The sequence below is a fragment of the Vibrio proteolyticus NBRC 13287 genome, from assembly GCF_000467125.1.
GTDB classification, from domain to species: Bacteria; Pseudomonadota; Gammaproteobacteria; order Enterobacterales; family Vibrionaceae; genus Vibrio; species Vibrio proteolyticus.
This window is the reverse complement of the sequence record NZ_BATJ01000007.1, coordinates 69,625-82,317: the sequence shown is the minus strand read 5'-3', so window position 1 is coordinate 82,317 and position 12,693 is coordinate 69,625. Positions and strand designations below refer to the sequence as shown.

Here is a 12,693-nt window from a genome sequence, read left to right as displayed (position 1 = left end):
TATGCCAACGAATTGATCAATGTCTCTGACTAAACGCTCCTTTTCTTTCGTCGTAGGATGTCTTTTTATCTTACCGTCTCTACAGGCGTCGGCGGCCACCTCCTCAAACACCGTATTTAAAATGTGTGCGCTCTATCCGCATCTCAAAGATTCCTACTGGCTGTCGGTAAACTACGGAATGGTCGAGCAAGCGCGAAAACTGAATGTCGACCTACGTGTGCTGGAAGCGGGTGGCTATCCGAATGAGGCAAAACAGCAAGAGCACATTCGTTTATGCGTAAAATGGAAAGCCGACGCCATTCTTTTGGGGACTGTGGCACCTGATTTGTATCGCGATACCTTAACTCAGCTCGCAGGGTCGACGCCGATCTTTGCAACCGTCAATCAACTCAATCTCAATGATGCTGGTGTATCAGCGCTGAAAGGAGAAGTTGGCGTAGACTGGTATTCGATGGGATTCCAGTCCGGCCAATACCTGGCAAAACAAGCGGCAACCAAAACAGACGCTCTTCGGGTATTGTTGCTACCAGGGCCTCGCTCCAGTGGTGGAACCAAACCGGTAATCGAAGGTTTCTATCAGGCCATAAAAAAGAGCCGTATCGAGATCGTCGCCACCGAATGGGCAGACAACGATAAAGAGTTACAACGCAATTTTGTGCAAAAAGCCGTGGAAGACGGAGCTATTGATTATATAGTTGGTAGTGCCGTCGCCATAGAGGCCGCCATCAGTGAGCTACGATCTGCCGGAAAAGTTGACGAAATTGGGTTGGTGTCCACCTATCTCAGTCATGGCGTCTATCGTGGTCTGTTGCGGCACAAAGTTGAATTTTCGCCGACAGATAAAATGGTCGAACAAGGCCGCTTGTCAGTGATGCAAGCTTATGATTATTTGAGCGGGAATCCATTCTCCCCCGTTCAGGCCCCCGACATCGCGCCCCTGACACCGGAGAATTTGGATGAGAGTGTGATCAGCGATTCGCTGTCCCCGTCCAAATACCGACCGGTATTCCGGGTCAAACCCGAATCGCGTGACACATATTAGGAAAGTTAGGACAAGACATGAAGAAAACCATACGTACAATGCCAGCCCACAAACATATTGCGTTGGTCGCACACGACAACTGCAAACCTGAACTACTGCGCTGGGTTGAAGAAAACAAAGAAAAGCTACAACGTCACTTCCTTTACGCAACGGGCACCACCGGCAGCATGCTGAGTAAAGAAACCGGGTTGGCGATAAAGAGCATGATCAGTGGTCCAATGGGCGGCGATCAGCAAATCGGTGCATTGATCTCTGAAGGGAAAATAGATGTGCTGATTTTCTTCTGGGATCCGCTGAATGCCGTACCTCATGATCCGGATGTAAAAGCACTCTTGCGTATTGCCAGTGTGTGGAACATTCCTGTGGCCACCAACCGAGCGTCGGCGAAGTTTGTTTTTTCCTCTTCTCTGCTCGAAGAAGAAGTCGATATTGAAGTGCCCGACTATCAAGCCTATTTAAGCGATCGTACCTGATATAAACAAGCCCCGCGATGCGGGGCTTGTTTATTTCTATTTCTGTTTGATCACCGGGTAATCTCCGTCGAGTAACTCTTTGACAAAACTGGACCCGCTGGCCGAGTGCGTAATCCAGACTTTCTCTTTTGCCCGAGTCATTGCAACGTAGAACAAGCGCCGCTCTTCTGCGTGCGGGAAATCATCATCCGACTTGGTCAACGCCGCATCCAGGTGCAATGATTTCTCTTTGGCCGGGAATTGCCCTTCATCCACCGAAAGAATAATCACGTAGTCAGCCTCTTTACCCTTACTTGCATGGCACGTCATGAACTCTATCGATAGCAACCCATAGTGTTTTTGCCAGTCTGCCAACAACTCCGGTTTGTGGTAATGATTACGACCAAGTAACAACACGGTTTTCTTGCCTTTTGCGCTTCGATTCAGTTGGTCCAGAATCTTCTCAACATTGTTTGACGGTGCCGTATAGACTGCCTTGGCTTTCTGCTCCTTGTGACTGCGTAGCGCTTTTGGCAACTGAGCCGGGTTAGCCTGAATAAACTGATTCGCGACATCACCAATTTGGTTATTAAAACGGTATGTCGTATCCAAATAATGCACCGTCGAATACGGGAAGCGGTAATCGAAGCCGGTGGTCAGGTCGACATCAGAACCGGCAAACTGATAAATAGACTGCCAGTCGTCACCAACGGCAAACAAAATACACGGCTCTGTGTCTTTGCCTTTTTCACACAAGGCTTCAATCAATTCAAGTCGCTCTGGTGAAATATCCTGATACTCATCAATCATGATGTATTTCCACGTTGGACGATAACGCCCACGTTTCACATACTGAGTTGCACGGCGAATCATGATGTTGAAATCAATCTGGCCCGTCTCTTTAAGCATTTGTTGCCAGGCTTGATAGCATGGCCATACTAGGGATAATTCGCTGTTTAAGCGCGTATATTCCGAATGGCTGACCAGTTTTTCTTGCAGATCTTTCTTGGTCGCGCCCATTGCAGCCAATTGCATCATCTGTTTCTCCAGCCAGGCGATCAATTTCGGGTTCTCGACCTGACTACCCAGCTCGTCATCACCAGCCAGATAAGCAATTGGCCATTGAGAGAGATGCTTCTGCCAACGTTTAAAATTGGTTGGTGTCATCCAGTGCTTCTTCAGCCAATCGATACACCAAGCTTTTCGCTGATTATCATCCACTGCCAGAGGGGAAACCACCACGCTCGTTTCTTCAACCTGATTCAGTATCTTAAGGCCAAGCTGGTGGAAAGTATTCACGCTGATACCGTCGGTAGACATACCGAGTTTATCGTCTAAACGCTGCCTCATTTCTTGCGCAGCATCACGGCCAAACGCTACCATCAGGATATCTTCTGCCTGTGCCAAGTGGCTTTGTAACAGATAAGCGACCCGTGCGGTCAACACACTGGTTTTGCCAGAACCGGCCCCCGCCAGAATCAGGTTATTATCGTCGTTCAGCAACACGGCAAACTGTTGAGACAGGTTAAGTGGTGAAGACTCCAGTTGCGAAAAGAGCACTTCCCAATTGGGACGCTCATTTTCAAGCCAAGTGTGGTTACGCTCTGATAAGGTTTCATCCGTGTCTTCAAGCCAGGGCGTCAGAGCAGCCATACGCTCCGGCATTCTCTGACATGCTTCAGCCAGAGACATATGCATGCCGGTCAAATTTTGATTCACGGTATCAATCCAGCGTCCAACACTCGAATGAGAAAGGAACGACGGCAAACGGCGTAGACGCGTCAGCTCTTCTTCCCATTCAGGGAGATGTTGTGACAACTGACGACACTGTTCATTGTGCCAGTGTTGGTACTTGGCTACCGCATGGCGGGCAAACTCTCGGCACTGACGCCAGGGCAATCCCTGTACGACCCAGGCACGTTGCACTCCGGTCTCTTCATGGGCGAAAAATTTCATTTCTCCCCACAGCAATCCCCTTTTGAGCGCCACTTTTCCGTTCCATACATTGAACGGAATCCGCTCTTCACTCATCGCAGAAGATAAAACAATCAGCTCGCTGTCGAGCTCAACTTGATGATATTCGTTTTGAATAAGGTACTTTGCAGTCTTATTAGCACTTAGCTGCATTACTTTTTTGCCTGTCGATTCGGTTGCCGTCATGATATAACAATCAGGATCAGGGATGAAAATTTAATGTCAATATTTGCATTGACGATTATATCTACAAACAGTCTCATTTTTTTATCTGTGTCAGTATGTTAAGCCCTCAATACGGGTTATTGTATAGGTTAGAATTTTTCAAAGTTGAGCCATTGTGAATTTTACCAACCAGTTGCGCCTTTATTGGGCAAATAAAACCATCAACTACTGCCTGCTTATTCTGATCACTCTGCTCGGCGTTGTCATTCCGGCATGGCATTTTCAGCTCGACAGAGAAATCATCCCGCTCATTCTCGGCGTCATTGCGGCGGCACTGGCGGAGAGTGACGCCAGTTTCACCGGTCGTCTGAAAGCGGTCACTCTCACCTTTGTCTGTTTTGGTATCGCGTCGCTTTCCATCGAAATACTGTTTAAGCTGCCTTGGTTATTCGCCGCTGGCCTTTTTATCTCAACCTTTGGTTTTATTATGCTGGGAGCCGTAGGCCCAAGATACGCCAGCATCGCATTTGGCTCCCTGCTGATCGCCATCTACACCATGTTAGGTGCCCATGAAAGCACCGACATTTGGTTTCAACCCGCGATGCTGCTGACGGGGGCAGCCTGGTATTACTTTGTTTCAATGATCTGGCATGCCTTCTGGCCTATGCAGCCAGTTCAGCACAGCCTGGCAAACGTCTTTGAGAAACTGGCCGATTATCTGGAGTCCAAAAGCCACCTTTTCCACCCCGTTAGCGAGTTGATTCCTCAGCCTCATCGTATCGCGGAAGCCAAGCTCAACGCTGCCACAGTGACCGCCTTGAACCAGTGTAAAGCTACCTTATTGAGCCGTTCAAAGCGTGGCCACGTTGATGGTGCCAGTGACCGTTTTCTTAACATTTATTTTATGGCACAGGATATTCACGAACGCGTCAGCTCCAGCCATTACCGCTATCAGGAACTGGCCAAAGAGTTTCAGCGTTCGGATGTGATGTTTCGTTTTGAACATCTGCTGCAAACGCAGGCTTTTGCCTGTCGCGAAATTGCGCAGTCGATTCGCCTCGGAAAAGAATACCAGCATATGAACGCTTCGGTGCTTGCGTTAGATGAATTGCAAAGCGCGATGACCTATCTGCAGGAACAAAAGAATCCGCAATGGAAAAGTCTTCTGGCTCAATTAAGCTACCTGTTCAATAACCTTGCAACGGTTGAAAAGCAGCTCAACAACATCAACAACCCGGATGCAGAGAGTAAACCGGAAGAAGATGTACTTGATGACACCGAAGCGCACTCATTGAAAGCCATGTGGCAGCGAGTTCAGTCGAATCTCAACAAAGAATCCTTGCTGTTTCGCCATGCTCTGCGCATGTCTCTCGCGCTGACGCTCGGCTATGGCATTATTCAAGTATTCGATATCGACAGAGGATATTGGATCTTGCTGACTACACTGTTTGTCTGCCAACCCAACTATGCCGCGACACGCCAGAAACTGGTGGCCCGAATTGCCGGCACGCTGGCTGGCCTATTGATTGGGGTACCGCTGCTGACGTTTTTCCCGTCACAGGAAAGCCAACTGGTGTTGATCGTTCTCTCCGGCGTCATGTTTTTCGCGTTTCGTATCAACAATTACGGATTTGCGACCGGCTTTATTACTCTGTTAGTCCTGTTTTGTTTCAACCAGCTTGGTCAAGGTTTTGCCGTTGTATTGCCTCGCCTTGGAGATACGTTGATCGGTTGTGCGTTGGCCGTCGCCGCCGTGGTATCTATTTTCCCTGACTGGCAGTCGCGTCGGTTGCATAAGATCATGGCAGATGCGATTGGTGCGAACAAAGATTATCTGGCTCAGATCATCGGTCAGTACCGCATTGGTAAAAAAGACAACTTAACTTATCGTATCGCGCGTCGTTCTGCTCACAACAACGATGCCAACCTAACTAATGCCATCAGCACGATGCTGGCAGAACCGGGGCGTTACCGCGCGGCAGTCGACGAAAGTTTTCGTTTCCTGACATTGAACCACGCCCTGCTCAGCTACATCTCCGCTTTGGGTGCCCACCGCACCCGAATCAATGATGAGGCCATACATCAATTAGTACTTGATGCGCATCGGGCCATTCACCGACATCTGGATATTCTTTACACTCAGCTCAATGATCACTGTGATACCTGTGACACCAGTGATATCGACGATTCAGGTCTGGAAAAACGTCTTTCTGAGTGGCGCGACGAAGATGACAGCTCCGCTCGCATGGTGCTGCAACAGTTGCACCTGATCCATCGAATGCTGCCTGAAATGCATTCTTTGGCCAGCAAATTCGCGGTCCGCGTAGACTCTCCGGGATCAAACAGTTAAGCGACAGGATCTTGTCTCTCTCACGAATCCTTGACATTAGTTGACATTACTCGGACAAAAAAACAGCGTTCGATACCTAGTATTAACTCAATAGTCATTTATTTGAAGGTGGGAGCATGGAAGGAGACATCTCTTACTGCGGTGAACGTGTATCGCGACACCGACCGATGCTGGGAGAGAGCAAGATGAACATGCAACAGTTTGAAACGTTGAAGAATCAACTCAAAGAACTGACGCCGCAACAACTGAAACAACTGCAGTGTGAAATCAGCAGCAATCTGTCACGCTCTGACGAAGGCCTGCTGACTGACGAAGAAATGTCACTTATTTCCAGCTTGTTTTCCTAATCAAATCTACTAGTTTATCAGTAGAGAGAAGGAGTCACGGTCATGTCAGTGTCTGCGGTTTCAAACAGCTACCCTATCCTACACAACGCTTTTAAACAGGCGGATGAAGCTGCGGCTGAAATCAACTCGGTAACAACCAGCTCGTCAAACGCTCTTGAATTCAATAAAGTCGATACCAAACCAGTTGAAAAGTCAGATGATGACCTCGCATCATCGTTGGTTAAACTTAATCAGGCAGAACTTTACGGTAAAACCGGAACCACAGTTAGGCAACGTGAGCGAGAAATGATCGGCTCTTTGCTGGACGTTCACATCTGAAAACTTCACACATTTGTTGCAAAACGTATTGTGCCCGTTGTATTTCGTCGTCGGTTCTCTACAATCACGACAAAATCGATTGATACCCAGTTTTATGCCCAAATTTTCTTCTGACATTGTTAGCCAAACCTCGCCGCTTGCTCCACATACTCAACCAAACCGTATTCACCAATCCTTACAGAGTCGGAAACATAAGCCTGAGCGTAAACTGTGCCCTAGCCCACTACTCTCCGATAAGCATTTGGAAAGACGTTGGCGTATATTGTCAGAATTAACCGATCAGACAGTATTACTGGATAGCTTTACCCAAGCCCATTACGACGCCTATCAGGGAAACATTGAGCATTTCATCGGCACGGTCAACGTCCCCGTCGGAATTGCCGGTCCTTTGCGTGTCAACGGCCTGTATGCACAGGAGGATTACCTGGTGCCGCTAGCAACCACCGAAGCCGCCCTAGTCGCCTCTTACCACCGTGGGGCCAACCTAATCACCGCTGCGGGCGGCGCAAGTGCCATGCTGATTAACGAAGGGGTGAGTCGCACTCCTGTCTTTGCTTTCGACTCTCTGGCCGATGCAGGTCTGTTTGTCGCTTGGGCGGTCGCACAATACGAACAGTTCAAAGAGATAGCGGAAGACACCACATCCCATGGTCAACTCAAAGACATGAACGTCAATATCGAAGGCAATCATGTCTATCTGGTGTTTGAGTATCTGACAGGGGATGCTTCTGGTCAAAACATGGTAACCATTGCTACCAATGCCGTGTATCGATTTATTCTGTCACACAGCCCAATCGTTCCGGTGGAAGCGTTTCTTGATGGAAACCTGTCCGGCGACAAGAAGCCAAACGCCCATACTTTGCGTTCTGTGCGCGGTAAAAAAGTGTCTGCGGAAGTGATCATTGCAGCCGAATTGGTAGAGAAATACCTGCATACCAGCGTTGCACGCATGGTCAGCTTCGCCAATAAGACCACCGTAGGCGGACTCCTAAGCGGTAGTGTTGGTATCAATGCTCACTACGCAAACGCCCTGGCGGCGTTGTATATTGCCTGTGGTCAGGACGCCGCGTGCGTCTCTGAATCGTCAATCGGCATCTCACGCATGGAAATGAGACAAGACGGCGCACTCTATGCCAGTGTTACGTTGCCCAATATCATGGTCGGCACAGTTGGCGGAGGGACAGGATTACCGACACAAAAGGCGTGTCTTGATATTCTCGGCCTATCCGGCTCAGGCAACGCGAGAGCGTTTGCAGAAGTCACCGCCGCCCTATGTCTGGCCGGTGAACTCTCCATCGTAGGCGCATTCTGCGCGGAGCATTTTTCCAGAGCGCATCATAAGCTTGCCCGAGGCCAGGCCAAGTCTTAAGCCAGTATCGGGCTTCGTGATATTCAAGGATGAATGTCACCGGGATAACAAATCTTCATTTCCAAATCGCTTTGTCAGTGCAATTTCAGAGCTTTAGACATATATTTTGTGTAACGTCCCTATAAAAACGATTTCCTATGGCGTCAGTAACCCACTCTATCGATAAATTAATTAACCTGTTGAAACCTGGCATGCGGTTGTCGGCCAAAATCGAATTCGGCCCAGACGACGAATACGCCTTCTCGTCACAATATATCGGTTGTAAGCCTGACGGTTATTTGTTGATCGATTTACCAATGAAAGCGCGTGAAGCGCTGTTAATGCGAAAACTGGAAAACGTATTGATTGTGGTTCGCGGTATCACTCAAACCAAGCTTGGTAACGTGATCGCGTTTAAAACTTCCATCCTGACTCAAACCAACAAACCTGGTTGCTTGCTGTTTCTGAGAATGCCACAGCACTTCGCCTCCAAACCAATACGAGAACATGAGCGCTATAACCTTCATATTCCCGCGACGCTCACCCATAACACAGTGTCTTACGAGTCGCATCTGATTGACTTTTCTGTTTCTGGCTGCGCTTTTTTTGTAAAGGGAGAGAACGAGTTAGAAACGCAGAGTATGATAACGGTAGACAGTGAATTGAACGATCTGCTCCCAGAAGATATCCGTTATCAAGTGGTCAGTATCAGCCGATATGCAAACGGGCACCGCTTGGGGATAAAGTTTGAACCCGTACTGGAAATGAGCGACGATCTTCGAACGTGCTTACTTGAAAAAGTCTATGAGCTGGAGTCTGTCTGATCAGCCGTGATAGAACATATTTTTATAATGCACAAACGCCTGATTTAACGCTTTTTCTTTAATCGGTTTGACAATCACATAGTTCGCCCCGGCAGTGAGAAACGCACGCTTGGTATCCATCATACCATCTGCGGTACAGGCGTAGATTGGGATGTCGAGATTCAAATCATCACGAATCATCTTCGTCGCTTCAATCCCCCCCAGATTGGGCAGCTGGTTGTCCATTAACACCAGATCAATGTGAGGATTCTGCTTTAGATATTCAATCGCCGCCAAACCGTCTTTTACCCATATCACCTCCATCTTGTATTTCTTACAAAATGCCTGCGCAATGAACGCATTGGTGTGATTGTCTTCAACGAGTAAAACTTTTAATTGTCGGTCAAATAACAGCTCCTGATCGCTGACCTGCTCGCCGGATTCCTCGACAGAGGAAGCAATACGCATTGGTGTTGGCAGTACAAGTTCAAATCGTGAACCCAGACCTAGCTGACTCGACACTCGTATCTCACCATCCAGTAACTCCATCAGACTCTTGACGATAGCCAGCCCCAATCCACTGCCACCGTATTCACGAGTGGTGGTCGATTCAGCCTGAACAAACGGGTCGAAAATCGACTGCAACTGAGATTCTTCCACTCCGATCCCTGTGTCTTCTACCACGATGTTCAGTAGCGACTCACCTTGAGTGCTTTTACTGGCAGAGACATTCACGTGCACTTGCCCTTCATGAGTAAACTTGACCGCGTTGCTGACCAGATTGAACAGCACCTGATTGAGTCGGACTTGATCGGTAAACAGCAGTACATCTTCACTCAGATCATTGCTGACTTTGAGGTCTATGTGTTTTTCAAGACACAAGGGCGAGAAGATCTTCTCAACCGATGTAAGTAACTCAACCAAACGGAACTCAGATTTTTGAATATGAAACTTGCCCTGCTCTATTTTGGAGAAATCCAGAATATCATTCAGAACTGCTAACAAGTGTTCACCACTGTTGCACAAAACATTGACCTGCTCGAGCTGATCGCTGTCGCGAACGGAGCTTTTCAGCAGTTGAGAGACACCCAAGATGCCATTGAGCGGTGTGCGTAATTCATGGCTCATTTTGGCCAGAAAATCTGCCCGCACACGAGCCGATTCTTCAGCCTCCTGACGAGCGGCTTCACTCTGTTTCTCTGCTTCAATCAGACTGGTGATGTCTTGTCCTTGTGTAATAATGGTGTGGGTTTTCCCCTGAATCAGGATCGGAGACAGGTTCCACCGGAAAACTTTGTTGCCGAGTGGCAGGTTGATACCCGTCAATGTCGCACCGGTATTACACATCTTGATTTGTGGCATTAGTTTGGAGACCAGCTGCTCGAACGTATCGTCGTCTTCTGAATCAAAATAACTGTGCGCAGCCGGGTTCATTTTTACCACCTGACCACCGCTGTCCCACAAGATAATCGGAGATAAAGAGAACTTGAACAGATCTTCAAAGCGCCGCTCTTGTTCGTACAAACGTTTAAACGCCAACTCCAGTGTCTGGCCAAATTGATGGAACTCTTCAACGTCCGACTCCGGAGAAGGCGCCACAATCTTGTTGTCGACCGCATCCTGAGTAAACGTCATCAGTCGGTCGAGTTCATCTGACACCCGCTTATTGAGCCAGAGTCGCGTAAGCGCCGCAAAGATAAAGATGGCAATCAAAACAACAGCAACCCAGAAATAATGACTACTGGCGAGAGCTGAAATCTGAGTGTTGTTCGTGATCGTATAAATGGACAGATACGTCGGTGTGGTGTTGATCAAAAGATCCGTTTTCGACACCACAAAATTGCGGTGCTCCGGACTCTGTGAGTAGTGAGAAAGTACATCAATACCACTGTAGCCAGCCCGATTTGTGATGGTCGAGGCAATAACTTCTGAGCCAACCGACATGATCACATTGTCCGCTTTCGCACTGTCTCTTAATGTACTGACCAACCCATAGTTGTTGTTCAGGACAATACCGATGTACAGCAACCCCATGACCTCTCCGGTATTCACGTCAATAATCGGCGTTTTTCTCAACATCAGATAACGAGTGCCAAGGGTTGAAGGCACCTGACTCAGATGCCAGTTGCTACTGACGGACATCGCTTTGGCCATCAAAGGCAGTTGCTTGGTATCGATACCGTAAAATTCATGGTTGGCGTCATCCCAGGCAAGTTTTCCATCCTGAATAACAAAACGGAAGTCCGGCACCAACTCAGGGACGGTTTGATCAATACTGGCGAAGAAGGCATCTAAAGTGTCGTAATGACGAGCTCGCAACGCGATGAGCAGGCTATCACTACGGCTGTATGCATCTTGCTGAACCTGAAGTGCCGTCAGTCGGAAGTCAAAAAAGGATTGCACTAAGCTCGAGGTTTGCTGATTTGATCGTGCAACCTCTTGTGAGATGATCTGTCGGCTGACCTGATAGTTTTGAAACAATACCACCAGAATCAACAGACCATTAATGATAAACACCGAGCGTGTGATTAACGCGGCCAGCCGGTTACGCTTCGGCATCCTTTTTAGACTGAACTTCATGTATTAGTTATCTGAGTAACGAAATGCTCTCGCTTTCAGTTTGTTGATGCGTTGTGCTTTATCTTCAGACGTCACCAATTCAAAATCACCGGAGTAGGCATGAGGTACCGCTTTGCCTTCCAGATCCCATTTGATGGCTTCTGCCATCGCGATACCTGTATCATCGTTCATCCGCATCACCGTGACGTCTAAATCGCCCTTTGCCAGCGCATCCAGTTCAGCAGAGCCGCCGCCCCAACCATTCAGAACGATGTCCTGACGGCCAAGATCTTTGAGTGCATCCGCTGCGCCGAGAGCCACATCGGTCGAGCATGCATAAATGAATTTGATGTTCGAATCTTTCTGCACAGCAAGCTTGGCCGTGCTGTAACCGCTTTCTCTGGTCGCCTGTGTGTAAAACGACGAACTGAGCGTGTAGTGATGGACTTTGCTCATGGCTTCAATAAACGTATCGCCTCGTGCATCACTCACATAACCTTCCGAAAAATACAAAACGGAGTAAGAGGTGTCCTCGGGGAAACGCTTAAGAAAGTACTGCTCTAACACTTCTGTACCGCGTAAGTGATCAAAACCAACGTAGAGAAACGGCTGACGTCCATCCCAGTTCCTGACGGGAGTTGTGATGTTTTGCAGAATCAGCTTAGTGTCCGTCGAGCCCAATACGTGCTCAACAAACTTACGGTGCCGGGTCGTATCTAAAGTGAAGATCAGATAATCTGATTTGTTTTTTACGGCTTCCATCAACGATAAGCTTTGCTGACGGACATCAATATTTGGTCGGGTAAATACCTGATTGATTTGGTAAGGGATGCCCAACTTTTCCATACGCATCTCAAATGCTTTGATATTACGCACCCAATAATCGGAGATCTGCTGCCCTGGATAAACAACGGAGATTTTGATCGGTTGATCGACCGTTGCCGCTAGCGGCACGGGACGCTCACGTACAACGTCCACCAACTGACTGGTCAACGATTTTTGGCGTGGATTGGAATCAAGATAATCCTGATATTGCCAGTAATCGTTGAGAATTTGGGCTGGATTAGAAAAAGTCGGTGAAGAAAATGAGGCTACAGCGGCCAAAGTTATTATTTTGCGTTTTAGCATTGACGTCCTCTTTACGGGTGCAACCGGCCTATCCCACCGGAGAAAGCTACCGCTTTTCATTTATTGTTGAGACGACCAGACAAGAGTGCAATAACCCTATAAAAATTATAGAAATAACTACACTCATGTGCTCACTTAAACTTTAAGTATGGCCTGTCAATACAGAGCTGCAAAGTGAAAATTCGCAAAAGTGAATCACATGCTCAA

General features: G+C 48.0%; 10 protein-coding genes. 7 read left to right on the top strand and 3 right to left on the bottom strand.

What is annotated here, in order from left to right:
- Window positions 1-19 precede the first annotated feature (19 nt).
- Both torT and VPR01S_RS10210 read left to right on the top strand, forming a co-directional pair.
- Entirely contained in the window at window positions 20-1,042 is a 1,023-nt protein-coding gene (torT, locus tag VPR01S_RS10215; protein WP_021705247.1) for a TMAO reductase system periplasmic protein TorT, read from the top strand.
- A 17-nt stretch (window positions 1,043-1,059) separates the two neighbouring features.
- A complete protein-coding gene (locus VPR01S_RS10210; RefSeq protein ID WP_021705246.1) occupies window positions 1,060-1,515 on the top strand; it encodes a methylglyoxal synthase in 456 nt (151 codons plus the stop codon).
- A 36-nt stretch (window positions 1,516-1,551) separates the two neighbouring features.
- Here the strand turns inward: VPR01S_RS10210 and helD are convergent, their stop codons facing one another.
- Window positions 1,552-3,621 (bottom strand): DNA helicase IV, encoded by a 2,070-nt coding sequence (gene helD / locus VPR01S_RS10205; protein ID WP_021705245.1) that lies wholly within the window; start codon window positions 3,619-3,621, stop codon window positions 1,552-1,554.
- Between the two features lie 187 nt (window positions 3,622-3,808).
- On the opposite strand from helD, the gene yccS reads away from it, so the two are divergent.
- The 5 genes from yccS to VPR01S_RS10180 all read left to right on the top strand — a co-directional run bounded on the left by yccS (window position 3,809) and on the right by VPR01S_RS10180 (window position 8,820).
- Entirely contained in the window at window positions 3,809-5,983 is a 2,175-nt protein-coding gene (gene yccS, locus VPR01S_RS10200; protein ID WP_021705244.1) for a YccS family putative transporter, read from the top strand.
- Window positions 5,984-6,099: 116 nt separating this feature from the next.
- The gene (locus VPR01S_RS10195) at window positions 6,100-6,330 is read left to right on the top strand and encodes a hypothetical protein (RefSeq protein WP_021705243.1); all 231 of its coding nucleotides are present in this window, start codon (window positions 6,100-6,102) and stop codon (window positions 6,328-6,330) included.
- A gap of 42 nt (window positions 6,331-6,372) precedes the next feature.
- A complete protein-coding gene (locus tag VPR01S_RS10190; protein ID WP_021705242.1) occupies window positions 6,373-6,648 on the top strand; it encodes a hypothetical protein in 276 nt (91 codons plus the stop codon).
- Between the two features lie 94 nt (window positions 6,649-6,742).
- Entirely contained in the window at window positions 6,743-8,017 is a 1,275-nt protein-coding gene (locus VPR01S_RS10185) for a hydroxymethylglutaryl-CoA reductase (protein ID WP_021705241.1), read from the top strand.
- Between the two features lie 137 nt (window positions 8,018-8,154).
- Entirely contained in the window at window positions 8,155-8,820 is a 666-nt protein-coding gene (locus VPR01S_RS10180) for a PilZ domain-containing protein (RefSeq protein WP_021705240.1), read from the top strand.
- Here VPR01S_RS10180 and luxQ read toward each other — a convergent pair whose 3' ends face one another.
- Together luxQ and VPR01S_RS10170 are read right to left on the bottom strand one after the other, a co-directional pair.
- Entirely contained in the window at window positions 8,821-11,379 is a 2,559-nt protein-coding gene (luxQ, locus tag VPR01S_RS10175) for a quorum-sensing autoinducer 2 sensor kinase/phosphatase LuxQ (protein ID WP_021705239.1), read from the bottom strand.
- A gap of 3 nt (window positions 11,380-11,382) precedes the next feature.
- Window positions 11,383-12,486 carry an autoinducer 2-binding periplasmic protein LuxP gene (locus VPR01S_RS10170; RefSeq protein ID WP_021705238.1) on the bottom strand — a complete coding sequence of 368 codons (1,104 nt, stop codon included), beginning with the start codon at window positions 12,484-12,486 and terminating at the stop codon, window positions 11,383-11,385.
- Between the last annotated feature and the right edge of the window lie 207 nt (window positions 12,487-12,693).

Bases quoted from the DNA above. Each gene is read 5' to 3' on its own strand.
- torT (WP_021705247.1), top strand. From the start codon at position 20: ATGTCTCTGACTAAACGCTCCTTTTCTTTCGTCGTAGGATGTCTTTTT.
- helD (WP_021705245.1), bottom strand. From the start codon at position 3,621: ATGCAGCTAAGTGCTAATAAGACTGCAAAGTACCTTATTCAAAACGAA.
- VPR01S_RS10210 (WP_021705246.1), top strand. From the start codon at position 1,060: ATGAAGAAAACCATACGTACAATGCCAGCCCACAAACATATTGCGTTG.
- luxQ (WP_021705239.1), bottom strand. From the start codon at position 11,379: ATGAAGTTCAGTCTAAAAAGGATGCCGAAGCGTAACCGGCTGGCCGCG.
- VPR01S_RS10185 (WP_021705241.1), top strand. From the start codon at position 6,743: ATGCCCAAATTTTCTTCTGACATTGTTAGCCAAACCTCGCCGCTTGCT.
- VPR01S_RS10195 (WP_021705243.1), top strand. From the start codon at position 6,100: ATGGAAGGAGACATCTCTTACTGCGGTGAACGTGTATCGCGACACCGA.
- VPR01S_RS10180 (WP_021705240.1), top strand. From the start codon at position 8,155: ATGGCGTCAGTAACCCACTCTATCGATAAATTAATTAACCTGTTGAAA.
- VPR01S_RS10170 (WP_021705238.1), bottom strand. From the start codon at position 12,486: ATGCTAAAACGCAAAATAATAACTTTGGCCGCTGTAGCCTCATTTTCT.
- VPR01S_RS10190 (WP_021705242.1), top strand. From the start codon at position 6,373: ATGTCAGTGTCTGCGGTTTCAAACAGCTACCCTATCCTACACAACGCT.